General features: G+C 64.5%; 25 protein-coding genes. 4 read left to right on the top strand and 21 right to left on the bottom strand.

Annotated features, from left to right (window positions below; genetic code table 11):
• Positions 1–5: 5 nt before the first annotated feature.
• Both nusA and rimP read right to left on the bottom strand, forming a co-directional pair.
• Positions 6–1604, bottom strand: coding sequence for a transcription termination factor NusA (gene nusA / locus EN874_RS25185; RefSeq protein WP_127427649.1), 1599 nt, complete (start codon positions 1602–1604; stop codon positions 6–8).
• A gap of 46 nt (positions 1605–1650) precedes the next feature.
• Positions 1651–2280, bottom strand: coding sequence for a ribosome maturation factor RimP (gene rimP / locus EN874_RS25180; RefSeq protein ID WP_127427648.1), 630 nt, complete (start codon positions 2278–2280; stop codon positions 1651–1653).
• Between the two features lie 291 nt (positions 2281–2571).
• Here rimP and EN874_RS33825 point away from each other — a divergent pair, with 291 nt between their 5' ends.
• Complete coding sequence (locus EN874_RS33825; protein ID WP_168247597.1) at positions 2572–2733, top strand: hypothetical protein; 162 nt, start codon at positions 2572–2574, stop codon at positions 2731–2733.
• Positions 2734–2778: 45 nt separating this feature from the next.
• Here EN874_RS33825 and EN874_RS25175 read toward each other — a convergent pair whose 3' ends face one another.
• From EN874_RS25175 to EN874_RS25090, 18 genes are all read right to left on the bottom strand, one after another.
• A complete protein-coding gene (locus EN874_RS25175) occupies positions 2779–3480 on the bottom strand; it encodes a tRNA (guanosine(46)-N(7))-methyltransferase TrmB (RefSeq protein WP_127427647.1) in 702 nt (233 codons plus the stop codon).
• A 5-nt stretch (positions 3481–3485) separates the two neighbouring features.
• Positions 3486–4751: a methionine adenosyltransferase gene (metK, locus tag EN874_RS25170; protein WP_127427646.1), complete on the bottom strand. Its 1266-nt coding sequence runs from the start codon at positions 4749–4751 to the stop codon at positions 3486–3488.
• Between the two features lie 167 nt (positions 4752–4918).
• The gene (locus tag EN874_RS25165) at positions 4919–5341 is read right to left on the bottom strand and encodes a helix-turn-helix transcriptional regulator (protein ID WP_126086026.1); all 423 of its coding nucleotides are present in this window, start codon (positions 5339–5341) and stop codon (positions 4919–4921) included.
• A 139-nt stretch (positions 5342–5480) separates the two neighbouring features.
• Complete coding sequence (gene lnt / locus EN874_RS25160; protein ID WP_127427645.1) at positions 5481–7070, bottom strand: apolipoprotein N-acyltransferase; 1590 nt, start codon at positions 7068–7070, stop codon at positions 5481–5483.
• Between the two features lie 90 nt (positions 7071–7160).
• Positions 7161–7649 (bottom strand): VOC family protein, encoded by a 489-nt coding sequence (locus EN874_RS25155; protein WP_348631743.1) that lies wholly within the window; start codon positions 7647–7649, stop codon positions 7161–7163.
• On the bottom strand, positions 7646–8722 hold the full coding sequence (locus EN874_RS25150) for a hemolysin family protein (RefSeq protein ID WP_127427644.1): 1077 nt from the start codon (positions 8720–8722) through the stop codon (positions 7646–7648). The genes EN874_RS25155 and EN874_RS25150 overlap by 4 nt, the downstream gene beginning before the upstream one ends.
• Positions 8723–8749: 27 nt before the next feature.
• Positions 8750–9247, bottom strand: coding sequence for an rRNA maturation RNase YbeY (ybeY, locus tag EN874_RS25145; RefSeq protein WP_127427643.1), 498 nt, complete (start codon positions 9245–9247; stop codon positions 8750–8752).
• Positions 9248–9258: 11 nt separating this feature from the next.
• On the bottom strand, positions 9259–10251 hold the full coding sequence (locus tag EN874_RS25140; protein WP_245468304.1) for a PhoH family protein: 993 nt from the start codon (positions 10249–10251) through the stop codon (positions 9259–9261).
• Positions 10252–10345: 94 nt separating this feature from the next.
• Entirely contained in the window at positions 10346–11755 is a 1410-nt protein-coding gene (gene miaB, locus EN874_RS25135) for a tRNA (N6-isopentenyl adenosine(37)-C2)-methylthiotransferase MiaB (RefSeq protein ID WP_127427642.1), read from the bottom strand.
• Positions 11756–11807: 52 nt separating this feature from the next.
• On the bottom strand, positions 11808–12608 hold the full coding sequence (locus tag EN874_RS25130) for a lysophospholipid acyltransferase family protein (RefSeq protein WP_127427641.1): 801 nt from the start codon (positions 12606–12608) through the stop codon (positions 11808–11810).
• 27 nt (positions 12609–12635) lie between these two features.
• On the bottom strand, positions 12636–13130 hold the full coding sequence (gene rimI / locus EN874_RS25125) for a ribosomal protein S18-alanine N-acetyltransferase (protein ID WP_126086034.1): 495 nt from the start codon (positions 13128–13130) through the stop codon (positions 12636–12638).
• On the bottom strand, positions 13130–13861 hold the full coding sequence (gene tsaB / locus EN874_RS25120) for a tRNA (adenosine(37)-N6)-threonylcarbamoyltransferase complex dimerization subunit type 1 TsaB (RefSeq protein ID WP_127427640.1): 732 nt from the start codon (positions 13859–13861) through the stop codon (positions 13130–13132). Before tsaB ends, rimI begins: the two co-directional genes overlap by 1 nt.
• Positions 13862–13982: 121 nt before the next feature.
• Positions 13983–15098: a DUF1513 domain-containing protein gene (locus EN874_RS25115; protein ID WP_127427639.1), complete on the bottom strand. Its 1116-nt coding sequence runs from the start codon at positions 15096–15098 to the stop codon at positions 13983–13985.
• A 3-nt stretch (positions 15099–15101) separates the two neighbouring features.
• Complete coding sequence (locus EN874_RS25110; RefSeq protein WP_127427638.1) at positions 15102–16181, bottom strand: imelysin family protein; 1080 nt, start codon at positions 16179–16181, stop codon at positions 15102–15104.
• A complete protein-coding gene (locus tag EN874_RS25105; RefSeq protein WP_127427637.1) occupies positions 16181–17788 on the bottom strand; it encodes a di-heme oxidoredictase family protein in 1608 nt (535 codons plus the stop codon). The genes EN874_RS25110 and EN874_RS25105 overlap by 1 nt, the downstream gene beginning before the upstream one ends.
• Positions 17789–17800: 12 nt before the next feature.
• Positions 17801–18286, bottom strand: coding sequence for a bacterioferritin (gene bfr / locus EN874_RS25100; protein ID WP_127427636.1), 486 nt, complete (start codon positions 18284–18286; stop codon positions 17801–17803).
• The gene (locus EN874_RS25095; RefSeq protein ID WP_127427635.1) at positions 18252–18563 is read right to left on the bottom strand and encodes a (2Fe-2S)-binding protein; all 312 of its coding nucleotides are present in this window, start codon (positions 18561–18563) and stop codon (positions 18252–18254) included. Before EN874_RS25095 ends, bfr begins: the two co-directional genes overlap by 35 nt.
• 127 nt (positions 18564–18690) lie before the next feature.
• The gene (locus EN874_RS25090; RefSeq protein ID WP_245513665.1) at positions 18691–20007 is read right to left on the bottom strand and encodes an imelysin family protein; all 1317 of its coding nucleotides are present in this window, start codon (positions 20005–20007) and stop codon (positions 18691–18693) included.
• 429 nt (positions 20008–20436) lie between these two features.
• Here EN874_RS25090 and EN874_RS25085 point away from each other — a divergent pair, with 429 nt between their 5' ends.
• From EN874_RS25085 to EN874_RS25075, 3 genes are read left to right on the top strand one after another with little or no spacing between them, the layout of a single operon-like run.
• Complete coding sequence (locus tag EN874_RS25085; RefSeq protein ID WP_127427634.1) at positions 20437–21690, top strand: FAD-dependent oxidoreductase; 1254 nt, start codon at positions 20437–20439, stop codon at positions 21688–21690.
• A gap of 38 nt (positions 21691–21728) precedes the next feature.
• Positions 21729–21959: a type II toxin-antitoxin system ParD family antitoxin gene (locus EN874_RS25080; protein ID WP_127427633.1), complete on the top strand. Its 231-nt coding sequence runs from the start codon at positions 21729–21731 to the stop codon at positions 21957–21959.
• Positions 21916–22290, top strand: coding sequence for a type II toxin-antitoxin system RelE/ParE family toxin (locus EN874_RS25075; protein WP_168247604.1), 375 nt, complete (start codon positions 21916–21918; stop codon positions 22288–22290). Before EN874_RS25080 ends, EN874_RS25075 begins: the two co-directional genes overlap by 44 nt.
• Before the next feature lie 54 nt (positions 22291–22344).
• On the opposite strand, the gene EN874_RS25070 is transcribed toward EN874_RS25075, so the two are convergent.
• Positions 22345–23622 carry a 4-aminobutyrate--2-oxoglutarate transaminase gene (locus EN874_RS25070; protein WP_127427631.1) on the bottom strand — a complete coding sequence of 426 codons (1278 nt, stop codon included), beginning with the start codon at positions 23620–23622 and terminating at the stop codon, positions 22345–22347.
• Positions 23623–23796: the final 174 nt, after the last annotated feature.

Raw genomic sequence — 23796 nt, 5'->3', positions numbered from 1 at the left:
TCACCTCACGCACCGACGGTTTCGCCGGCAGCCGCTTCTTCCTCAGCGGCCGATTCCTCCTCGGAGATCCAGCCGGCCTTCTTGCGAGCCGCCAGCACCATCTCTTCGGCTTCGGCGCGCGAAACGCCGTGATCGGCGAGCACGCCCGGAAACACCTTGGTCTCGCCGTCCTTGCGTTCCTTCCAGCCGATCAGGTCGTCGACGGCATAGCCGGCGAAATCCTCGATCGTCTTCACGCCGTCCTCGCCGAGCGTCACCATCATGGCCGTGGTGATGCCGGGGATCTCGCGCAATTCGTCCTCGACGCCGAGCGCCTTGCGCTTCTCGTCGTGCTCGGCCTCGATCTTCTCGAGATATTCGCGGGCGCGCGACTGGATTTCGGACGCGGTGTCCTCGTCGAAACCGTCGATCGAGGAGATTTCGCCCGAGTCGACATAGGCGACTTCCTCGACGCTGGTGAAGCCTTCGGAGGCAAGCACCTGGCCGACCATCTCGTCGACGTCGAGAGCTTCCATGAACAGCGCCGAACGTTCGACGAATTCCTTCTGGCGACGCTCGCTCTCCTCCTGCTCGGTCAGGATGTCGATGTCCCAGCCGGTGAGCTGCGAGGCGAGGCGAACATTCTGGCCGCGGCGGCCGATGGCCAGCGACAGCTGGTCGTCCGGCACCACCACCTCGATGCGCTCGGCATCCTCGTCGAGCACCACCTTGGCGACCTCGGCCGGCTGCAGCGCGTTGACGATGAAGGAGGCGGCCGAAGGCGACCACGGAATGATGTCGATCTTCTCGCCCTGCAGCTCGCCGACGACCGCCTGGACGCGGCTGCCGCGCATGCCGACGCAGGCACCGACCGGATCGATGGAAGAATCGCGCGAGATGACGGCGATCTTGGCACGCGAGCCCGGGTCGCGGGCGACCGACTTGATCTCGATGATGCCGTCGTAGATCTCCGGCACTTCCATGGTGAAGAGCTTGGCCATGAACTGCGGATGTGTGCGCGACAGGAAGATCTGCGGGCCGCGCTGCTCGCGGCGCACGTCATAGACATAGGCGCGGACGCGGTCGCCATATTTGTAGTTCTCGCGCGGGATGAGCTCGTCGCGGCGGATGATCGCCTCGCCGCGGCCCAGGTCGACGATGACGTTGCCGTATTCGACGCGCTTGACGGTGCCGTTGACGATCTCGCCGATGCGGTCCTTGTACTCGTCATACTGACGATCGCGCTCGGCCTCGCGCACCTTCTGGACGATGACCTGCTTGGCCGACTGGGCGGCGATGCGGCCGAAATCCATCGGCGGCAGCTGTTCGGCGATGAAGTCGCCAAGCTGGGCGTCGGGGTTGCGCTCGCGCGCGGTCGAAAGGGCGATCTGCGTGGCGTAATCGTCGACCTTCTCGACCACTTCCATCAGCCGCTGCAGCTTCATCTCTCCCGTGTTGGGATTGATGTCGGCGCGGATATTGGTTTCCTGACCGTAACGCGAACGCGCCGCCTTCTGGATCGCATCGGCCATGGCGGCGATGACGATCGACTTGTCGATCGACTTTTCACGCGCGACCGCATCGGCGATCTGCAGCAGTTCGAGCCTGTTGGCGCTTACAACCATTGTCTTTCTCCCGACTTCGCTCCGGGCTCGCGGCCCGAAAACTCAATCAACTTTCCTGTTCTGTTTCGTTTCCTTCGCCGGCGGCATCTTCCGCTTCGCCCCGGCGTTTTTTTGCGTCCTTGCGAGCCCTGTTGTCCTTCGACAGGGCCTCGCGGATAAGATCGTCGGTCAGCACCAGCCGCGCCTCGGCGATCGCATCATAGGGCACGCGCACAGTCGGCTCTTCGCCATAGGCCGCCTTGTCGCGCTCCAGCAATATGCCGTCGGCGGCCGCCTCGGCGATCTTGCCCTTGAAACGCTTGCGGTCGCCGATGAGGACCGAGGTCTCCATCTTGACCAGATGGCCGGTCCAGGTGGTGAAATCCGACTTGCGCACCAGCGGCCGGTCGATGCCCGGCGACGACACTTCGAGATGATACGCCTTTTCGATCGGATCTTCGACATCGAGCGCCGGCGACACGGCGCGGCTGACCTCCTCGCAGTCCTCGACGGTCATGGTGCCGTCGTCGCGCTCGGCCATGATCTGCAGCGTCAGCCCGTTCTGTCCGGTCAGCTGCACCCGCACGAGGCGGAAACCGATGGCCTTGAGCACCGGCTGCACGATCAGCGCAATGCGCGCATCGATGCCGCTTTCGCGGATGATGCGGTCGTCGGCTTCGTTTGCCGCTGCGGTCATAAATTTCCTGTCGCTTTGTCGCTCCGGCCGGCAGGTAACAAAAAAGAGCGGGACCGGGTGGACCCACTCTTCGTCATACCGACCAAGAATTTGACGCTGATATAGACGATCCCGGCCGGCGTTTCAAGCCTGACGATGCCAGCAGGCAAAGTCGCGCAGGAGGTAGCAGCGTTGCGTGCCGAGCATGGCGGCCATGCGCCGGCACCTCTGTGATTCCAGTTTGCCAGCACCCATCTATGCTGCAACGCAAAAAAAGAAGGTCGCGCGCGGCGGCGCGCGAAGGTATTTGTCATGGACCGTGGATTGTTTTTCTTAATCGGTGATTTTCTGACGACATTCGGCAGCGCCGCTGCCGCGTCGCGAGCCGTCGAAGCCGGCCGCAAGCCGCGCCGCAGCGACCTGAAGAAGCTCGGCATCGACCCGACCGCTTTCGACAGGATCGGTCGGTTCTGAGCCGCGGACAACAGGGCGCTTGCCGCCCTCTTGAAAGATTTCGAGCTACGTCCGGGTAAAGGTCAGATAAGCCGGCCGCCGTCCCTCGCGGATCGCCTTTGCCTCATAGCGCGTGCCGGGCCAGCCCTCATAGGGCGTTTGCCAGTCGGCGGCCTCGCTGGCCTGCCAGGCGAAGCTGCCATTGGCGCGGCAAGCCAGCAGCGTCCAGTTCACATAGCTGTCGATGTCGGAGGCGAAGCGGAATCTGCCGCCCGCCTTCAGCACCCGGGCGAACCGGTCGAGGTTGGCAGGGCTTACGAAGCGCCGCTTCCAGTGCTTCTTCTTCGGCCATGGATCGGGATAAAGCAGATCGATGCCGTCGAGCGAGGCCGGCGGCAGCCAATCGAGCAGGCGCGTGGCGTCGTCGTCATAGACCCTGAGATTGGCGAGCGGCACCTTGGCGAGCGCGGTCATCATCTTGGCCATGCCGTTGACGAAGGGCTCGACGCCGATGAAGCCCGTCGCCGGCGCTTCCGTCGCGCGGTGCAACAGATGTTCGCCGCCGCCGAAGCCGATCTCGAGCTGAACGGCTGAGACCTTTGCCTCGAATAGCGTTCCGAGGTCCGCCGGTGGCTCCGCCGCCAGGTCGAGCCTGTAGGCGCGCAGGCCGCTTTCCAGCGCCGCGGCCTGCTGCGGACGAATGGTCTTGCCGTGCCGGCGGCCGAAAAATGCTTCGGTCGCGCGGCTCGGCCGGTCCTTCGGGTCCACTGGCGTCAGGCGGCGACCGCGTCCTTGAGCGCCTTGGCAAGGTCCGTCTTCTCCCAGGAGAAGGAACCGTCGCGGCCGGCCTTGCGGCCGAAATGGCCATAAGACGAGGTCTTGGCGTAGATCGGCTTGTTGAGGTCGAGATGACGGCGGATGCCAGAAGGCGACAGGTCCATCACCTGACGCAGAGCTCCCTCGAGCCTGGCCTCGTCGACCCTACCGGTGCCGTGCAGGTCGACATAGACCGACAGCGGCTGGGCGACGCCGATAGCGTAGGACAGTTGGATGGTGCAGCGGTCGGCGAGCTTGGCCGCGACAACGTTCTTGGCGAGATAACGCGCCGCATAGGCGGCCGAGCGGTCGACCTTGGTGGTGTCCTTGCCGGAGAAGGCGCCGCCGCCATGGGGGGCCGCGCCGCCATAGGTGTCGACGATGATCTTGCGGCCGGTAAGGCCGGCGTCGCCGTCGGGACCGCCGATCACGAACTTGCCGGTCGGGTTGATATACCAGTTGCAGTCCTCGGCGACCTTGAGATCGCCAAGCGCCTCGCGGATGTACGGCTCGACGACCTTGCGCACCTTCTTGGAATCCCAGCTGGAATCGAGGTGCTGGGTGGAAAGCACGATCTGCGTCACTTCCGCAGCCTTGCCGTCGGCATAGCGCACGGTGACCTGGCTCTTGGCATCCGGGCCGAGCCTGCCGGCATCGCCATTGCCTTCATGGCGCGCGGCGGCCAGCAATTCGAGGATCTTGTGGCTGTAATAGATCGGCGCCGGCATCAAGTCGGGCGTCTCGCGGCAGGCATAGCCGAACATGATGCCCTGGTCGCCGGCACCTTCCTCGCCCTGGCGGTCGGCAGCATTGTCGACGCCCTGGCCGATGTCGGGCGACTGGCCGTGCAGCAGCACCTCGATCTTGGCCGTCTTCCAGTGGAAGCCTGCCTGCTCGTAGCCGATCTCGCGGATGGCCTTGCGGGCGACCGACTTGAACTTGGCCGGATTGACGACCGGGTGGCCCGCCGCATCCTTGAGGATGTTGCCGGCCTTGTCCTTCTTCAGCAGCGTCTCGGGGACCCTGACCTCGCCGGCGATGACGACGCGGTTGGTGGTGGCCAGCGTCTCGCAGGCAACGCGCACCTTCCACGGGTCCATGCCCGTCTTCCTGGCTTCGCGATAGACAAGATCGACGATCTCGTCGGAGATACGGTCACAGACTTTGTCGGGATGGCCCTCGGAGACGGATTCCGAGGTGAAGAGATAGTTCTGCCGCGTCACGGGTGTCCCCTCTTGAAAAAGATCGGCAAGGCTGCCGATTTTGGCGCGCCACGTGTTAGCGGTGCCGGGCGCCGCTCGTCAAGCGGCGCGACGGATCTGGCATGACTTTCGGCACAATCAGCTTGTGCCACCAGCGGCAAGGCACCCCCGGCAGCATGAGCCTGGAATCACTCGGCGTCGTCCGGCGAAAGGGACTTCACAAGATCGATGATCCGGCGCCGCACCTTGACGTCGGGAATCTTGACGAAGGCACGATTGAGCTGAAGCCCTTCCGGGCTGCCGCAGAATTCGATGGCGAACGCCATCGAGGCATCCTCGGCGAATCCCCGATTGCCGGCCCCGGCCTCCTGACCCGGGGCGTCCTCGAAGAAGAAGGCGACGGGAACACTCAGAATGGATGCGATGGCCTGCAGACGGCTGGCCCCCACCCGGTTCGTCCCCTTTTCGTATTTCTGGATCTGTTGAAACGTGATGCCGAGATTTTCACCCAGCTTTTCCTGGCTCATTCCAAGCATATTGCGACGCAGCCGAATACGACTCCCGACATGGATGTCGATCGGATTCGGCTTCTTCTTGTTCTCTTCTGTCATTTTTTCCTCGCCGAATTTTTCCGGCTTTTTCTATTTTTGCCGCCCAAACGAAGCCGGAGCCACCTGCCCCAACAGACCCCTCCGACCGACTTCGAGAAAATTTTAGGCGTTACAGTATGAGTTTCTAATGTGCCGACTGTCAATTCACCCGTAGCCGCTGCCTTACATTCAATGTGAAGGCCGTGAGCGCAAACAGCAACATGATCAGCAATCCGTTAATGCGCCGCTGGTCGGCAGAAAGCAGCGCGTGCCCGGAAATCGGCAAATGCGCATCGATGGCGCCGCGCGCGTCGACCGCCAGGGCATCGACGATGCGCCCCCGCGAATCGACAACGGCGGAGATGCCGTTGTTAGCCGCACGCAACAAAGGCAACCCGTTCTCCACCGCGCGAATCTGCGCCTGCCGGAAGTGCTGGTACGGGCCTGGCGTATCGCCAAACCAGGCATCGTTCGTGACGTTCACAATAAGTTCAGATGACGCAGCATCAACCGCTACAAGGTCGGGAAAGATAACCTCGTAGCAGATGAAGGGAGCGGCGCTGAGGCCGTTCGGCACCGCGATCGGGTGCCGCTCGTTGCCGGCGGCGAAATTCATCGGCCCGGCGACGAGCTGTCCGATGCCGAAACGTTCGAACAGACCATCGAAAGGCAGATATTCGCCGAACGGCACCAGGTGCACCTTGTCGACGGCATCAACCATCTCGCCCTTGTCGTTGATTGCCACCACGGAATTGTAATAACGGCTGCCGGCAGTCCCCGCGCCGCCCTCCTCGCGCACCACGCCGGCGATCAGCATCTGGCCATCGGTCAACATATCGCCAAGGGCCGTCAGCGCGTCCGGACGCTCCGTGAACAGGAACGGCACCGACGTTTCCGGCCACAGGATCAGTTGCGGCCTGGCATGGCCCTCATCCGGCGCCTTGGCCGATATCCCCATCAGCGTGGCGAAGATGCGGTCGCGCACCGAGGCATCCCATTTCTCGCTGAGATCGACGGCTGGCTGGACGATGCGAACGTCGATCGCGCGGGCGGCCGGCTCGGCCGGGGCGGCGAGCCTGAAATAGCCGAAGCCGACATCGGCGGCGACAAGGATGACGAACAAGGCAAGGCCCAGCTTCAGATGCCGGCGCGCGGCGACAAGCGCCGGCAAGGAAAAGACGAAGATCGCGAGCGCGTTCATGCCGATCATGCCCGTCACCGACACGCTCTGCATCAGGAGCGGCACCGGCATTGCGGCATAGCCGACGGCATTCCAGGGAAAGCCGGTGAAGAGAAAATCGCGCAGCCATTCGGCAAGGCTGAAGCCGAAGGCGAGCGCGGCGATGCGGCCGATGTCGCTGCTCCAGAAAAGCCGCGCCGCGACCGCCGCAAAGCCGTAGAAGAAAGCGAGCGCGAAGGGAATCCCGACCACGGCGAAGGGCAAGGCCCAGGCGAAGCTGTCGGCTTCGACCAGAAGCGCCTGGCCGATCCACCAGAGGCCGGCGAGGAAATAGCCGAAGCCGAACCACCAGCCGATGGCGAAGGCCGGCCGCAGGCGCTTGAGCCAGCCGTCGGACGCTTCCCCGGTGGCGCCGTCGAGCAGCCAGACAAGCACCGGAAACGAGACGAAGCAGACCGCGAAGAAATCGTAAGGAGCCTGGGCAAGAACCGCGAGCGCTCCCGCGGCAAACGCGACCAGCGACCGCCGCCATCCCCACAGCAGAATTATCCGGCCGGCAAAGCGCTGCATCTAGCTTCCCAAGTCGCGCGAATCAGGGAGCCAGAGATTTAACAGGCCGGGCCGGATGCTCCAAATGACGGTGACTTGAGGACCGTCTTTCTATCGGTGCCACCCTTGGATGCTGAGACCACTCATCCGCTCGGCCTCTTCTTTGGGCACAACGCGCACGGTCTGCGTGAAGGTCCAGACATGGCCTTCGGGATCGCGGGCCCGGTATTGCCGTTCGCCGTAGAAGTGATCGATGGGCGCCTCGACGATTTCGGCCCCCGCGACGCGCGCTTTCTCACAGTGGGCGTCGAGGTCTTCCCTCAAACGGACGTAGACCGACTGGGTGTTCTTGCCGCCGACCGAGGCGGGGCTCGCAATGTGCTCGGCCCATTCGGAATCGATGATGATGTAGCCGTCGCCGAACCGCATTTCGGCATGGACAAGCCGCCCATCGCCGTCGCTCACCAGCATGCTCGGCTTGAAGCCGAACGCCGCCTGAAGCCAGGCCAGAGCCGCGCGTGGATTTCGATAGAAGACGCCGGATCCGAGGACCGCATGCTTGAACGGATCGTCGACCGGCATGGCGGCGGTGGTTGTCACGCCTGCTCGGTGCGCGCCGCGCGGCGGCGCTGCCGTTCGCCCTTCGGGCTCTGCACGATGCGCACCCGCTTGACGCGGCGCGGATCGGCGTCGAGCACATGGAACTCGAAGCCCGGTATGGCCTGCACCACCTCGCCCCTGGCCGGGACGCGGCCAAGCGTGTTGAAGATCATGCCGCCGATCGTGTCGACATATTCGCCATGCTCGCCGGCGGCGAAATCCTCGCCGATCATCTTGGCGACCTCGTCGATCTCGGCCTTGCCGTCGACCACGAACACGCCGTCGCCGGCCTGGGTGATCATCGGCTCGTCGTCATCGTGCTCGTCCTCGATGTCGCCGACGACCATTTCGACGATGTCCTCCAGCGAGGCAAGGCCGTCGGTGCCGCCATATTCGTCGATGACCAGCGCCATCTGGGTGCGCGTCGTCTGCATGCGTCCCATCAGGTCGGAGGCAAGCATCGACGGCGGCACGAACAGGACCGGGCGGATCAGGTCGAGATCGCCGATGGTGCGCGCGAGGTCGACCTGGGTGAGATCGAGAACGGTCGGCGCCGCCGCCTTCCTGTTCGCGCGGCCTTTCTTGACGCGGGCGAGCTTGGTGATGTGGGCAAGAACGTCGCGGATATGGACCATGCCGCGCGGATCGTCGAGCGTTTCGGAGTAGACCGGCATGCGGGAATGGCCCGATTGCTCGAAGAGGCCAAGCAGATCGCCGAGATTGGTGGTGATCTCGACCGCTTCGATGTCGGCGCGCGGCACCATGACGTCCTCGACGCGCACTTCGCGCAGCCGCAGGATGTTGTTGAGCATGGCGCGTTCGCCGGGCGAGAAGGATTCGGCATCGGTGGCCGTCTCGGCCAGCGCGTCGGCGATCTCCTCGCGCAGGTTGGTGCCATTGCGGTGCCGGAACAGGCCGAGCACGCGATCGAAGAGCGAAGGACCGGCATGCGAAGGCTCAGCGGCTGCGCTGCCGGTGGGAATACTCGGACTGGAGCCTTCTTCCGACTTTTCGGAAGGCCTGGCCGCACTGCCGGCGTCCGGACGGGCGGCAGTTTCTGGTTTGTCGTTCATCGCCATCAGGTCAATTGGTCTTTTTTGTTACGCGTAGGGATCGGGAATGGCAAGCCTTGCAAGCGCGGCGCGCTCGATCGCTTCCATCTCCTCGGCCTCGGCGTCGGTCTCGTGATCATGGCCAAGAAGATGCAGCAGGCCATGGATGACGAGATGGGTGATATGGTTCGCCAGCGGCTTGTCTTCCAGGTCGGCCTCGCGCGTGACCGTCTCCGATGCCAGCACGATGTCGCCAAGCATCGGCGGCAGCTTGCCGCCTTTCGGGAAGGAAAAAGCCGGGAAAGACAAGACGTTGGTCGGTTTGTCCTTGCCGCGCCATTCGGCGTTGAGGGTCTGGATATGGGTATCGTCGGAAAAAACGATGCTGAGCTCGGAGGCGCCCTTCGCGCCGGTCTCGGCAAAAGCGGCCGCGACGGCCCGATCGACGAGGCGCGTCAACGCAGCCTCGGGAGGCCAGTCGCCGGCCTCGACGAAAATATCGATGTCGACCGGCGTCTCGCCGCTGGTTTCCGGATTTTCAGCCATCTGGCCTTCGATCAGCTTTCGGCGCCGAGCCCTCGGGCCAGCTTGCCGTCGCGGTCATAGGCCTTGACGATCTCGGCGACCAGCGGATGGCGCACGACGTCGCCCTCGTTGAAGCGGACCGTGACGATGCCCGGCACGCCGTCGAGGATGCGCAGCGCCTCGACGAGGCCCGACTTGGTGTTGGGCGGCAGGTCGATCTGGGTCGGATCGCCGGTGACGATCATGCGCGAGTTCTCGCCGAGACGGGTGAGGAACATCTTCATCTGCATCGGCGTGGTGTTCTGCGCCTCATCGAGGATCACCGCCGCATGCGCCAGCGTGCGGCCGCGCATGAAGGCCAAAGGCGCGATCTCGATGACCTCGGCGGCAATCGCCCGCTCGACCTTGTCGGCCGGCATCATGTCGTAGAGCGCGTCGTAAAGGGGCCTCAGATACGGATCGACCTTCTCCTTCATGTCGCCGGGCAGGAAGCCAAGCCGCTCGCCGGCCTCGACCGCCGGGCGCGACAGCACGATGCGCTCGACCATGCCGCGCTCCAACAGCATCGCCGCATGCGCCACCGCCAGATAGGTCTTGCCGGTGCCGGCCGGGCCGATGCCGAAGACCATTTCGGAGCGCTCCAGCGCGCGCATATAGGCGTCCTGGTTGAGCGAGCGGGCATAGATCGTGCGCTTGCGCGTCGCGATCTGGGCGGCCGAAACCTTGCCCTTGCGCTCCATGGTCGGCAGCGTCAGCTGGTCGTCGGCGGCGATCGCCATGCGCACCGCGCCGTCGACGTCGGACTGGCCGATCTCTGCGCCTTTCTGCAGAATGCCGTAGAGTGTATCCAGCGCGCGGCGCGCCTGCTCGGCGGCCGAGGCCGTGCCTTTGATCGCAAGCTGGTTGCCGCGCGAGCGGATGTCGACACCGAGCTTCTGCTCGAGCCGGGCCAGGTTCTCGTCGAACTGGCCGTAAAGGGCGCTGGCAAGCTTGTTGTTGTCGAAGGTCAGTACGATGTGCGCCATGTCGGAGGCCCCGGATGCCTGGTTCTGGGGCGGATTCTTCAGTTCAGCAGCGCTCAACCGTCTCTCCTCATCTGCCGAGGCTTGTGGCTATGCATCAGGCCAACTCGGCGAACAGGCTGTTGGGGCCCGTCTTCGTGATTCGTACGTCGATAATGTCACCGATTCCGCCGGCCTTGTCGTCAACAATTACCGGCTGTAGCCAGGGCGAGCGGCCGACGATCTGACCGGCACGCCGGCCGGGCTTCTCGATCAGCGTGCCGACCGTGCGGCCGACCAGGCTGGCGATGAACGCCCGCTGCTGCTCGTTGATCAGCGCCTGCAGGCGCTGCAGCCGCTCGTCCTTCACGGCTTCCGACACATGGCCGTCCATCTCGGCGCCCGGTGTGCCGGGACGCGGCGAATATTTGAACGTGAAGGCCGAGGCGTAATTCACCTCGCGCACCAGCTTCAGCGTCGCCTCGAAATCCGCTTCCGTCTCGCCGGGAAAGCCGACGATGAAGTCGCCGGACATGGCGATGTCGCCGCGCGCGGCGCGGATGCGATCGATGAGGGTCAGATAGTCGCGTGCCGTATGCCTGCGATTCATCGCCTTCAGTATCCGGTCGGAGCCAGACTGCACTGGTAGATGCAGATAGGGCATCAAGGCGGGCAGGTCACGATGCGCGGCGATCAATTCGTCATCCATGTCGCGCGGATGGCTGGTCGTATAGCGCAGCCGCGCCAGGCCGGGGATTTCCGCCATGCGGAAAAGCAGGCGTCCGAGGCCCCATTCCTCGCCGTTTTCGCCCTCGCCGTGCCACGCATTGACGTTCTGGCCGAGCAACGTCACCTCGCGCACGCCGGCCTCGGCGAGGCGCCCGGCCTCGGCGACGATCTGCGCCGCGGGGCGCGAGACTTCCGAGCCGCGCGTATAGGGCACGACGCAGAAGGTGCAGAACTTGTCGCAGCCTTCCTGCACGGTGAGGAAGGCGGTAACGCCGCGCTTTGCCAACTCGGCCCGCTTCGGCTGCGGCAGATGCTCGAACTTGTCCTCGATGGCATAGTCGGTCTCGACGATCTTCTGACCGCCGCGGACCCTCGCCAGCACATCGGGCAGGCGGTGATAGGTCTGCGGGCCGATAACGAGATCGACCGCTGGCGCACGGCGGATGATCTCGGCGCCCTCGGCCTGCGCCACGCAGCCGGCGACGCCGATCAGCAACTCGCGCCCGGCCTCGGCGCGCTCGGCCTTCATGTCGCGGATGCGGCCAAGCTCGGAATAAACCTTTTCCGCCGCCTTCTCGCGGATATGGCAGGTGTTGAGCAGCACCAGATCGGCGTCCTCGACGGCGTCGGTCGCGACATAGCCGTCGGCGGCCAGCGCATCGGTCATGCGCTGGGAATCGTAGACATTCATCTGGCAGCCATAGGTCTTGACGAAGACCTTTTTTGCCGCCGGGGCAGGGCTCGCCACATGCTCGGGGGCCGTGCCGATGTCGTGGCTTTCGATCGTGTTCAATTCCATCGGCCGGCTTCTAACGCCTTTCCGTGACAAAAAACAGACGATTCTGGCCGATTCAGCGGCTTGGGCGCGGTTCGGCGAGCGCGGCCTGCATCATCTCGCGCACCTTGGCTTCCATCAATCTCGCCGTTTCCTTGCGGTTCGAACCCTTGGCGAACGGCACCGGATCGCCGAAATGCACCTCGGCATCGACCGCGCCTTCAGCCAGCAGCACCTTCAGATGCGGCATCAGATCCTGGTCGCCGATCCAGGCGGCCATCGGGCGGTGGCGGCGGCCCATCGGCACGCCATGCACCCGCGTATAGGCGATCGCCACCGGCTGGATGAACACCTGTTCCGCCGCCCCTTCGGAAATCGCCATCGAGGCCGCGCCGAACAAGGTGCTCTTGAACGGCAGCACCAGATTGCCGTCGCCGGTCGAGCCCTCGGCGAACAGCACCATCGCATCGCCCTTGGCCATGCGCTTGGCGATCTCGCTCGCCTGGTCGCCGGAGCTGCGCTTGCGCTCGCGCTCGATGAAGACGGTGCGCTGCAGCTTGGACAGCATGCCGATAAGCGGCCAGCCCTCCATGTCTGCCCTGGCGATGAACTTCACATCGACAAAGGAGCCGAGCACCATGATGTCGGTCCAGGAGATGTGGTTGGCCGCGATGAGCAACGGGCGCTCCCTGGACAGCGCGCCCTTGACGTGCACGCGAATGCCCAGCGCCTTGAGGATCATGCCGTGCCAGATCCTCAGGACGACCGTCTCCGGCCAGAGCCTGGTCTTCATCGACAGGAGCTGCAGCGGCACCAGCAGCAGCGTGCCGGCGGCGACAAGGGCGAACGCCAGGAAAGTCCGCAATTTCTTGATCATTCGCTTCCGCCCTGTGGCGCCGTCTGGCTAGCGAAGATCGCGGCGCATGACAAGCGCGCCGGTCGGGCCGTGCTCGGTCGACCGATAGTAGTTCGGACGCTGGCCGACCTGGCGGAAGCCGAGCCTGCGGTAGAGCGCGATGGCCGGCTGATTGGTCTCGTCGACTTCGAGGAACAGCGCCTCGGCGCGCTGCGCGTGCAGTTCGCGCAGCACCGCATCCATCAACTGCCAGCCAAGCCCCTGGCGGCGATGCGCGCGGGCCACGGCAACGGTCAGGATCTCGCCCTCGCCCGCCGCCAGCCGCGCCAGCACGAAACCGACCGGAGGTTTCGATCCCTGTCCTGTCTCGCGCGCGGCGTAGCCGAACACGGTGTCCTGCTCGAGCAGCGCCGCAAACTCACCATCGGTCCAGGGCCGGACAAAATCCTCGCGATGCAACACCGAGATGGCGGCGCTGTCGGCAACCGTCAGCGGCTCCAGCGCATAGTCCCTGCGGCGCGGCTGAAAGAAAGGTATGCGCATCAGGACTTTCTTCCCTTTGGCCCATGATCTTTTCCAGAACCCGGCTTTCCGGCTTCATGGCCCTGTCTCGGCAGAATGAAGCCGGCCTGCGGCTTGGCGTCAGCGCCGCGCAGATAGAGCGGCTTCGGCTTTTCGCCCGCCCCCTTGGCTGCGGCCAGCCGGGCATAGGTGGCGATGTCCGCCGTGGCAACGGCCGGCCCGATGTCGAAACCCTGTCCGGCCGCAGCGGCAATCAGCGGCGCGGCGGTGCCGGCAAGGACCGCTTTCGCATCGACCGCCATTGCGGTCGCATCGGAAAGCGTGGCCACCGATGGACCGTAAGTCAAGACTAACGCTTGATCGAAAAGAGCGGCATGGATTTCCTCGCGGCCGGCGTCGAGCGCGGCAAGCACGGCGCGCCCGGGAAAGGCATTTGCGGCCTCCGCCGCCAGCGCTTCCAGCGTCGTCACCCCGACGGCCGGGACTTTCAGGGCCAGCGCCAGGCCGCGTGCGGTCGACACGCCGACGCGCAGGCCGGTGAAGGAGCCTGGGCCGATCGAGACAGCGACGGCGTCCAGCGCCTGATAACCGATCCCGCCGGCCTTCAAGGCGGCCTCGATGACGGCCATCAGATGCTCGGCGTGCCCCTTGCCGAGGTCGAGCACATGGCGACCAAGCTCGATGCCCGCGCCGGCGTCATAGACGCAGGCGGCGCAGAGACTGGCGGCGCAGTCGATGGCAAGCAATTTCATACGGGCAGCTTCATATTGGCAGCTTCATGGGGCCGGTTGACGAACACCTTCCCTCTGCCCGGCGTGGCCCGCCGCCGCAAGTACCAGGCGGCATAAATGTTAAGCGGCTTTGCTTCGGCCGTCAGGCCGCGGCCGCGATGCGCAGCATATGATTGTCCCAGACATAGTCGGGCTCGGAATGCGAGGCGCCGGCACCGCCGACGATCGCCCCGGCGCCCGTCGTCGCCATGTAGCCGGCGCCGTCCGGGGCCAGGCCGCAAACCTCGACAAGCGACCTGGTCGCGACCACGCGTCCGCTGGCGGCGTCGATGACGGCGAGCGAATTTCCCTCGGGCGAGGTGACGGCGACCGTGCCGGCGACGGGATTGGCGGCGACCGAGCCGATATAGTTGCGGAGGCCCGAGAGCACGTCCTGCGGCATCTCCAAGAGTTCCAGCTCCTTGCCGCGCGCGGCGCGGCCGACCAACGCCGGACGGTCGGTCGCCGGTCCGCGATACTGGCAGCCTAACCAGACTGTGCCCGCCTGGTCGCGGTCCATGTGGCGGATCGAGAGCTGGTGCAGCGCCGGGGGCAGCGCATGCTTTTCGATCAGGTCGCCGGTGACGCGGTCGACCAGCGTGTAGCACGGCTTCATGGTCGCGATGTTGAGCTCGGCGCGGCCGAAGTCCGGATGCGTCTCGATGCCGCCATTGGCGATGGCGAGCGTCCGGCCGTCGCCGAGCAGCAGCAGCTCGTGCGGCCCCATGCCGTAGGTCGGGAACTCGCCGACGCGGTTGAATTTCGCCTTCGCGTCATAGACGCCGACGACGCCGGCGGCATTGTCGAAATCATTCTCGGTCGCATAGAGCAGCCCGCCGTCGGGCGAGAACACGCCATGGCCGAAGAAATGCCGGCCGGCGATGCTGGCGATGGTCAATGGGTGCTCGCGGCCGGCATGGTCGAAGACGACGGCGAAGGTGCCGGGCTGGCGGGCGAAGACGACCGAGCGCTTCGACACCGGATCGAAGGTGACGTCGTGGCCGCGGTCGGGCAGATCGAGGGTGTGCAGAACCTTGCCGGCCTCGGAGAGCACGGCGGCGCCGAAGCTGCCGTCGCGCTTGACGAAGGCGGTGGCAAAGACGGCATCCGCGGCAAGCGTATCCGCCCAGGCGCGCGGCGCCGTGGCGGCGGCGAAGCCGGCACCCGCGGCCCTCAGAAAATCGCGGCGATCGATGAATTGCGTGCCTCTCCAGGCCATCGATCAATCCCCGTCAAGCGAGGAAAAGCCGGCGGTCAGGCCGAATTCCGCGGTCATCCTGGTGCCGATCAGGGTCGACAGGCTGGAGGTGATCAACGCGAAATGCTCGAGCTTGTCGCGCAGCGCCGGATCGGCGAGCGCCTTGTCGATCGGGCCGTTGGCGGACTTTGTGGTGGCCACGCCGTTGGCGAGCTGAATGTGGATGGATTCGGCCATCCACCGCGCATCGGCGGGCAGCGCGTCACCGAGCTTCGAGGCCTGGAACAACTGGTCGATGCCGGTGAGATTCCCGGCCAGCGAAGTCGTCGTGTTCTGCGAGCGCCAGTAGATCGCCTGCTTCGGCTTGTCGGCGTCCGGCTTGGCACCAAGAAAACCCTTGAGCCGCACGTCGCGGATCATCTCCAGCTCGTTGATGAAAACGCCGACCAGTTCCGTCACCGCTTCGGTGCCGTCGCGGTAAAGCGGGTTCTTCGGTCCCGGATTGGCCCAAAGCGAAGCAAAGCCGTCGGGCTTGTTCCAGGCGTCGCGAACCTCGCCGGCGATCGTTTCGATGTTGCCGGCCACCGCCGCGCCATAGGCGCAGCGATAGGGCTCGTCCTTCTTGGCAAGCACCTCGGCGCCATCGCCGAACAGCACATATTCCAGCGCGCCGAGCCCCTGCATGGCGACGCTCTTTCCCGCCAGCTGCGCCGGATCGGTGGCGGAGGGATCCTTGGCGGCGAGCGTCGCCTGCACCTGCCTCAGACCGATGCTCTTACGGTCCGGCCAATAGAGCATGCGCTCCAGCCGGTTGTTGTCCTTGATCGGTCCGAAGGCGATGATCTCGGCCACCGACCAGGTCTCGACGGTGGCGGAAAAATCCGTGCGCGCCGCTTCGAGATTTTGCTCGGACGGTGCCGCGCAAAGCCGGCGCATCGCCTTGGTCAGGCTCGCGGCACGAGCGTCGAGACCGGCATAGGCCGGGCGGACGAAGCCATCGATCGCGCGTCCGATGACATCGGAGGCCTTGACCGCGGCGGACGCCGGCCACGCGGCGGCCAGAAAAAGCGGAAGAGCAAAGGCGGCTGCCAGGCGTTTCGACATCAGAGCGACTCCAGGAATTTGATCAGCGCGGCGCGGTTCGCGGCATCGGCGGCGGCAAAACGGTCGCGCGCCTTCCGGCCCTCGCCGCCATGCCAAAGGATCGCCTCTTCGAGCGTGCGCGCGCGGCCGTCATGCAGATAGAAGCTGTTGCCGTTGACCGTCGCGGTCAGGCCAATGCCCCAGAGCGGCGGCGTGCGCCATTCGCTGCCGCTCGCTTCTCCCACGCGCTGCCCATCGGCCAGCCCCCCGCCCATGTCATGCAGCAGAAAATCGGAATAGGGCCAGATCAGCTGGAAGGCCTGCGCCTTGTTGGGCGTGCCGCGCAGCGTGACGAATTTCGGCGTGTGGCAGGAAATGCAGCCCATCTCATAGAATTGCTTCTTGCCGGCAAGGACCTCCGGCTTGCCGAGATCGCGCCGCGCCGGCACGGCAAGGTTCTGCGAATAGAAGGTGACGAGGTCCATGACCGGGGGCGGCGCTTCCGCCGCGCCCAGGCGCTGCTGAACGCCATTCGGCATGGCAAGGCAATGCTTTTGCGCGTCGGTGCAGTCGCCCCAATGTTTGGGCACCTCCGGCGTCGAGATGCCGATGTCGCCGGCAAAGGCATCTGCCGTCTGCTGACGGATCGATGCGGCCTGCGCCTTCCAGCCGAAGCGGCCTAACGTGATCTCGCCGCTCAATTCATCGCGCACGATGTTGGGCCTGCCGGAAATGCCGTCGCCGTCGCGGTCGTCCGGATCGGCATGCGATTGGATATCAACCGGAGCGATCCGCTCAATCAGGCCGAGGCCGATCATCGGCGGCGTCAGGCGCGGCGACAAAGTCGTGCGCGGATCAAGCGGCCCATAGGCCAGATCCTCGACCGAGTAGCTGGGCTTGCGCAGCGACACGACGGCGCCGCTGGCAAGCACAACTTTCTCTTGCGCATAGTCGACACGCATGCGGCCTTCGCCCTTGAGGCCTGGAACCGCAAGCTCCTGCAATTGCGAGCCGTAGACCGGATCGGGGAAGTTGAGCGCCTTGTGGTCGGCAAGCGCGGCCTTTTCTTCCTCGCTGCTCGCATCGCGCGCAAGCCGCAGGAACATCGACGTCGAGCCGATACCACCTTCCGGCGGACGGCCGCGACCGTCCTTCAGATGGCAGTTCTGGCAGGCGCGTTCGTTGAACAGCGGGCCGAGCCCATCGGAGGCCTGGGTCGACGACGGCGACGACACCCAATTCTTGCGGAAAAGCGCGTTGCCGAGCTTGAAGGTGCCTTCTTCCTCGAAGGTGATGTTGGCGGCGGATTGCGAGAAGGCATCGCGGTTGACGTCCTTCTCCGACGTGCCGGCGCCGCCTTGCATCAGCTCGAACGGCTCGGGCTTGGAAAAGTCCGTGGTCGGCCTGGTGACGGCCAGCACCCGCGCCTGATCCTTCGACGTCTGATCGGCGCGGCTGGAGGCGAAGCCCACAGGGCCCGGCTCGCCGGCGATGGCGGAAGCAGAAAATGTGAGTGCCAGCAAGAGCGAAGCCCCACGACAATTCCGGTATCGCGGGGTCTTCTGAGGCGGCTGGCCAACACCTTTGGCCCGCCGCGAGCGGCGCGAAAAATCTATGGGGCGCCGCATTCCCGCATGTCCTTACTCCGCCTCGTTGGCCGAGTCGGCGTTGAGCTGGCCGTACTTTTCCTCGCCGATCGAGGCGAGCAGGTCGAGTTGCGTCTCGAGGAAGTCGATATGGCTTTCCTCGTCCGCCAGCAGGTCCTCGAAGAGCTTCATCGACACGTAGTCGCCCTCGTCCTGACAGATCTCGCGCGAGCGCTTGTAGGACGTGCGGGCGTCATATTCGCCGGCGAGATCGGATTCGAGCACTTCCTTCACGTTCTGGCCGATGCGCAGCGGCGCGACGGATTGCAAGTTCGGATGGCCTTCGAGGAAGATGATGCGGGCGACCAGCCGATCGGCATGATGCATTTCCTCGATCGATTCCGCCCGCTCCTTCTGCGCGAGCTTGGTGTAGCCCCAGTCCTCGAGCAGACGATAGTGGACCCAGTACTGGTTGACTGCTCCAAGCTCCAGAAACAGGGCCTCGTTAAGCCGCTCGATGATCTGCGGATCGCCTTTCATGGAATCTGCTCCCGTATTGGACCCGCAAGCCTCTCACGCGGTCCAGGTGTGAAACGATGTCCGCGCCGCTCCCCTCTGAACGGGCATGGTAGTTCTCGGTGACCCGAATGATCGTTTCCACCACATTTGGGAAGCAGCCGCAACAGCGGCCGCGCTTGCGCATGGCATGATAGACCTTGGCCGGCACAATAAGCTGCCAGGGATCTTCATCCAGCAGACCGATGATCGTCTGCTCGATCTCCTTTTCGGTGATGATGTTGCAATGGCAGATCAGCATTTACTTGGTCTGGCTGACGGCGCCACTCCGGCGCCGTTTGGCTTGTTTCTCAATCGGGCATGATCTTGGCCAAAAACCGGCTTCCACTTTTTGGGATCGTGCCCGGGTCTTACTTGAACGCCTTGGCTTACTTGAACACCTTGTCCGGCGCGTCGAGGCTGTCGGAGCCCTCGAAGGCGATGGCGTTGAGCTTGAGCGAACCGACGGCGCGCTCGACCGACTTGGTCTGGTCGATCAGCGCATCGATTGCCGCCTGCACGGTGGCGTTGCCTTCCGTGTTGCCCTCGGCGATCTGCTGGTCATAGGCCTCGCCGGCCAGCGCGCGCGCCTTGATCGCTTCCATCCTGGCGACCGTCACGTCGAGCTTGTCCGACAGTTCCTTGTCGATCGCCGGGTCGGCGGCCTTCACCATATCCGCCACCGACGGGCCGGAAACCACGGTGCCATCGAGCCGCGTGTAGCTGGCGTGATAGGCGGCGCGGATGCCGACGGCGTCGTAGAGATGCGAGTTGTAGGTGTTGTCGGAGAAGCAGTCGTGCTCCTCCTCCGGATCGTGCAGCAGCAGGCCGAGCTTCATGCGCTCGCCGGCCAGTTCGCCGTAAGAGAGCGAGCCCATGCCGGTGAAGATGGTGGAAATGCCGGCGTTCGGCTCACCGTCGGCAAGGTTCTTGCGCGCCGCGCCCTCTTCCTTCCAGTTGTTGACCATCTCCTGCAGGTCGGACACCAGAAGGTCGCTCGCCGACTTCAGATATTGCGCGCGGCGATCGCAGTTGCCGCCGGTGCAGTTCTTCAGATCGTAGTCGGTGTAAGGCCGCTCGCCGGCGCCGGGACCGGTGCCGTGCAGGTCCTGGCCCCAGAGCAGAAACTCGATGGCGTGATAGCCGGTCGCGACATTGGCCTCGACGCCGCCGGCTTCCTGCAGCGTGCCGGAGAGGAATTCGGGCGTCAGCTTCGAGGCGTCGACCTTCTTGCCGTTGATCTCGATCTCCTTGTTGGCGATGACGTTCGCCGTATAGAGCGAGTTCTCGTCCGACTCGGTGCCGTAGCTCTTGGCGACGTAGTCGATCAGGCCTTCGTCCAGCGGCCAGGAATTCACCTTGCCTTCCCAGTCGTCGACGATCTTGTTGCCGAAGCGATAGACCTCGGTCTGCTGGTAAGGAACGCGCGCGGCCTTCCAGGCCTCGCGGGCGGCGTTGAGCGTCTCGGCCGAAGGCTTGGCGATGAGCGCGTCGACGGCCTTGTCGAGCGCCTGCGCGGTGGTCAGCGAATCCTCATACTTTGCCAGCGCGATGTCGGCATAGGTCTTGATCACCGCCTTCGGGTCCGTTTCGGCTTTCGCCGGCAGCACGAACACGGCCGCCGTGAGCGCCGCGGTGGCGCCGATCGCGGCAAGCCTGCTGCCCCAGAGTGGGGCAATAATCCGCGGCGAAATAGTCGCTTTCATCAATCCCATCTCCTCAGAAATTCAATGACATAGGTGCGCGGCTGCAGGCGCGCGGTGCCGGCGCAGGAACCAATGAGCCGAAAGGCAAAGTTGCCGCGCAACGGCGCGGCCAGTCAGCAAAAGACACCGAAATGCCTCCAATCGAAAGGGTTCAAGGCCCAGACATCAAAGGAATGCGCCAGGAGCGCGGCCCTCCATAAAGCGGCGGAAAGGCCGGAAGTCAACTGGCGAGGCAGAGAAAATTCAATTGAAACAATAGTTTAGAATTATTCTAAACTGCAATTATCAACTTTAACCCCGGTATCGGCGCCGAACATCCGGATTGACAGGCGGCCATTCCGGGTGCGACCGGGACCAGGGCTCTTGCGGCGGCGGCAGACAATCGCCACCTGGCGGAAGGTCCTAGATTCGAAGGCAAAAAGGGTTGCGATGAAGAACGGGATGGTCATTGTCGGTGCGGGTCATGCCGGCGTGCAGGCGGCCGCGAGCCTGCGCGAGGAAGGCTATGACGGACCGGTCATCCTGATCGGCGCCGAGAACGAACTGCCCTACCACAAGCCGCCGCTGTCCAAGACCTTCATCAAGGATGCCGAGGCCAAGCCGCAGCCGCTGCGCGGCGAAGCCTTCTATTCCGGCAATGCCATCGATTACCGGCCGGGCGTTTGGATCGACAGGATCGATAGTGGGGCGCGCAGGCTCGACGTTTCCGGCGGCGCCGCAATTCCCTTCGACCGGCTGGTGCTCGCGACCGGCGCGCGGCCGCGCCTGCTGAAGCTCGAGGGCGTGGAGCTCGCCGGCGTGGTGTCGTTGCGCTCGCTGGCCGATGCGCGGCTGATCCGCGAGCTCAGCGCGCAGAGCGAGGACGTCGTCATCCTGGGCGGCGGCTTCATCGGCCTCGAAATCGCGGCGACGCTGAGGGCCGCCGGCCGCAAAGTCACCGTCGTCGAGGCCGTCGACCGGCTGCTCGGCCGTGCCGTTGCGCCGGTGATTGCCATCCATGTGCGTCAGCGTTTGGAAGCGAGCGGCGTGCGCATCCTGACCGGCACCACGGTTTCCCGTCTGGAAAGCCAAGGCGGCCGCGTCTCGGCCGCGATCACGTCGAGCGGCGAGCGGCTGCCGGCGCAGATGGTGGTCATCGGCATCGGCGTGGTGCCCAATGTCGAGCTGGCGGAAGCCGCCGGCATTGCGATTGGCAACGGCATCCGCGTCGACCAGCATATGCAAAGCTCGATCCCCGAAATCCTCGCCGTCGGCGACGCCGCCTCCTACCGGCACTGGTTTACCGGCGGCGACGTGCGGCTGGAATCGGTGCAGAACGCCACCGACCAGGCGCGGCTCGCCGCGCGCACCATCCTTGGCCATGCCGAACCCTTCTCGGCCGTGCCATGGTTCTGGTCGGATATCGGCGACATGAAGCTGCAGATGGTCGGCCTGACGCAAGGCGGCGACAACCATGTCGTGCTGGGCGAGCCGGCCGAAAACAAGTTCTCGATCTACCACTATGCCGGCAACCGGCTGCTCGGCATCGAATCCGTCAACCGCCCGGCCGACCACATGCTTGGCCGCAAGATGCTCGGCGCCGGTTTTTCGCCGGCGCCGCAGACGGCAGCGGCCGGGCCGGATGCGCTGAAGGCGGCGCTTGCCGCGTTTCAGGATATGGAGCCGGCCAAGGCCAGTGCATAGAAGTTGCCAATTTTTGCCATACGCCATAAGATGCCTGAATGAGCACCATGAATATCTCACTGCCAGAAAGCTTGAAGCATTTTGTCGATCAGCAAGTTATGGACCGCGGCTATGGCACGAGCAGCGAGTATGTGCGTGAACTGATCCGCCACGATCAGGATCGTCAACTTCTGCGCCGTTTGCTCCTCGAGGGCGCGTCATCCTCGCCGGGCACCCCGGTTGACGATGACTATTTCGCAGCGCTGCGAAAACGAGCGCAGGGCCAATAAATTAGTGATCCCAAAGGCAATTGTTCCTCGAAGTCTTGCGTTGCGGGATATCGAGGACGCTGTTGATTATTATGCACGTGAAGCCGGTTCGCACGTGGCGTTGGGCTACGTCGAGGATCTTCAAAATGCCTACGAACTGATAGCCAGTCATCCGGCATCGGGCTCTCTGAGGCATGGTTATGAAATTGGGTTGCCCGGTCTGCGCAGCCTGCAGTTCAAGCGCTATCCGTACCTGATCTTCTATTTGGAACAGGCTGACCATATCGATGTGTGGCGGGTTCTGCACGCCAAGATGGACATTCCGGCCTGGCTACAGAATCCGAACTCCTGACGGCGCGTTCTCGCGCCTCGACGCAAGCCGTCAGGAGTAATGCGGGATCGCCCTTCAGGCGGAACGCGCTTCGCGGATCGAAGTCTCCAGGATATCGAGCGCCTCGGTCATCACGCCGTCCTGGATGGTGATCGGCGACAGGAAGCGGATGACATTGCCGTAGACGCCGCAGGTGAGCAGGATGAGGCCCTTGTCGAGCGCCTTCAGCCGCACCGCGTTGGCGAATTCGGCTGACGGCAGGCCCTTCTTCACGTCGTTGAACTCGACGGCGTTCATGAAGCCCGGGCCGCGGATGTCGACGATCTCCGGCACATCCTCCCGGATCGATTCCAAGCGCTGCTTCAGCCTGGCGCCCAGCGCATTGGCGCGGTCGCAGAGCTTTTCCTCCTCGATGACATCGAGCACGGCATGCGCCGCGGCGACGCCGATCGGGCTGCCGCCATAGGTGCCGCCGAGACCGCCGGGGCCGGGCGCGTCCATGATCTCGGCGCGGCCGGTGACGGCCGACAGAGGGAAGCCGCCGGCGAGGCTCTTGGCCATGGTGGTGATGTCGGGCGCCACGTCATGATGCTCCATCGCGAACATCTTGCCGGTGCGGGCAAAGCCGGTCTGCACCTCGTCGGCGACGAGCAGGATGCCGTGCTGGTCGCAGATCTTGCGCAGGGCCGTCATGAAATCGCGCGGCGCCTCGTAGAAGCCGCCTTCGCCCTGCACCGGCTCGACGATGATGGCGGCGACGCGGGCCGGATCGACGTCGGCCTTGAACAGCTTGTCCAACGCGGCAAGCGAATCCGCGACCGAAACGCCATGCAGCGCGACCGGGAACGGCGCATGGAAGACGTCGGCCGGCATGGCGCCGAAGCCGACCTTGTAGGGCACGACCTTGCCGGTCAGCGCCATGCCCATGAAGGTGCGGCCATGGAAGCCGCCGGAAAAGGCGATGACCGCCTGGCGGCCGGTCGCGTTGCGGGCGATCTTGATCGCGTTCTCGACCGCCTCGGCGCCGGTGGTGACGAAGACGGTCTTCTTGTCGAACTTGCCGGGCAGCATGCCGTTCAGGCGCTCGGCCAGCCGCACATAGCTTTCATAGGGCACGACCTGGTGGCAGGTGTGGGTGAAGCGGTCGAGCTGCGCCTTGACCGCCTCGATCACCTTCGGATGGCGGTGGCCGGTGTTGACGACCGCAATGCCTGACGAGAAGTCGATATAGCGGCGGCCCTCGACATCCCAGATTTCCGTATTTTCGGCGCGATCGGCATAGATCTGGGTGGTCATGCCGACGCCGCGCGAGATCGACTGGTTCTTGCGCTCGGAAATGGCTGAATTCTTCATCTCATCCCTCATCGGGCAGGCGCGCCCGTTCTGTTTTGATGTCGTCAAAGCCTCTTCTGACCTTATTTCAGGTTTTCCTCAAGTCGGCACATTGGCCCAGTCGATTGGGCCTGCCCCAAAGCCAATTCCAGGAAAAGTGTGAAGCGGTTTCCCTGCGGAATTGCGTCCAACAAA

The organism is Mesorhizobium sp. M1D.F.Ca.ET.231.01.1.1, from assembly GCF_003999155.2.
Classification (GTDB): Bacteria; Pseudomonadota; Alphaproteobacteria; order Rhizobiales; family Rhizobiaceae; genus Mesorhizobium.
This window is presented reverse-complemented; position numbering and strand designations above follow the sequence as displayed.

Bases quoted from the DNA above. Each gene is read 5' to 3' on its own strand.
- nusA (WP_127427649.1), bottom strand. From the start codon at position 1,604: ATGGTTGTAAGCGCCAACAGGCTCGAACTGCTGCAGATCGCCGATGCG.
- rimP (WP_127427648.1), bottom strand. From the start codon at position 2,280: ATGACCGCAGCGGCAAACGAAGCCGACGACCGCATCATCCGCGAAAGC.
- EN874_RS33825 (WP_168247597.1), top strand. From the start codon at position 2,572: ATGGACCGTGGATTGTTTTTCTTAATCGGTGATTTTCTGACGACATTC.
- EN874_RS25165 (WP_126086026.1), bottom strand. From the start codon at position 5,341: ATGACAGAAGAGAACAAGAAGAAGCCGAATCCGATCGACATCCATGTC.
- lnt (WP_127427645.1), bottom strand. From the start codon at position 7,070: ATGCAGCGCTTTGCCGGCCGGATAATTCTGCTGTGGGGATGGCGGCGG.
- EN874_RS25150 (WP_127427644.1), bottom strand. From the start codon at position 8,722: ATGAACGACAAACCAGAAACTGCCGCCCGTCCGGACGCCGGCAGTGCG.
- ybeY (WP_127427643.1), bottom strand. From the start codon at position 9,247: ATGGCTGAAAATCCGGAAACCAGCGGCGAGACGCCGGTCGACATCGAT.
- EN874_RS25140 (WP_245468304.1), bottom strand. From the start codon at position 10,251: ATGGCGCACATCGTACTGACCTTCGACAACAACAAGCTTGCCAGCGCC.
- miaB (WP_127427642.1), bottom strand. From the start codon at position 11,755: ATGGAATTGAACACGATCGAAAGCCACGACATCGGCACGGCCCCCGAG.
- EN874_RS25130 (WP_127427641.1), bottom strand. From the start codon at position 12,608: ATGATCAAGAAATTGCGGACTTTCCTGGCGTTCGCCCTTGTCGCCGCC.
- rimI (WP_126086034.1), bottom strand. From the start codon at position 13,130: ATGCGCATACCTTTCTTTCAGCCGCGCCGCAGGGACTATGCGCTGGAG.
- tsaB (WP_127427640.1), bottom strand. From the start codon at position 13,861: ATGAAATTGCTTGCCATCGACTGCGCCGCCAGTCTCTGCGCCGCCTGC.
- EN874_RS25115 (WP_127427639.1), bottom strand. From the start codon at position 15,098: ATGGCCTGGAGAGGCACGCAATTCATCGATCGCCGCGATTTTCTGAGG.
- EN874_RS25110 (WP_127427638.1), bottom strand. From the start codon at position 16,181: ATGTCGAAACGCCTGGCAGCCGCCTTTGCTCTTCCGCTTTTTCTGGCC.
- EN874_RS25105 (WP_127427637.1), bottom strand. From the start codon at position 17,788: ATGCGGCGCCCCATAGATTTTTCGCGCCGCTCGCGGCGGGCCAAAGGT.
- bfr (WP_127427636.1), bottom strand. From the start codon at position 18,286: ATGAAAGGCGATCCGCAGATCATCGAGCGGCTTAACGAGGCCCTGTTT.
- EN874_RS25095 (WP_127427635.1), bottom strand. From the start codon at position 18,563: ATGCTGATCTGCCATTGCAACATCATCACCGAAAAGGAGATCGAGCAG.
- EN874_RS25090 (WP_245513665.1), bottom strand. From the start codon at position 20,007: ATGAAAGCGACTATTTCGCCGCGGATTATTGCCCCACTCTGGGGCAGC.
- EN874_RS25085 (WP_127427634.1), top strand. From the start codon at position 20,437: ATGAAGAACGGGATGGTCATTGTCGGTGCGGGTCATGCCGGCGTGCAG.
- EN874_RS25080 (WP_127427633.1), top strand. From the start codon at position 21,729: ATGAGCACCATGAATATCTCACTGCCAGAAAGCTTGAAGCATTTTGTC.
- EN874_RS25075 (WP_168247604.1), top strand. From the start codon at position 21,916: ATGACTATTTCGCAGCGCTGCGAAAACGAGCGCAGGGCCAATAAATTA.
- EN874_RS25070 (WP_127427631.1), bottom strand. From the start codon at position 23,622: ATGAAGAATTCAGCCATTTCCGAGCGCAAGAACCAGTCGATCTCGCGC.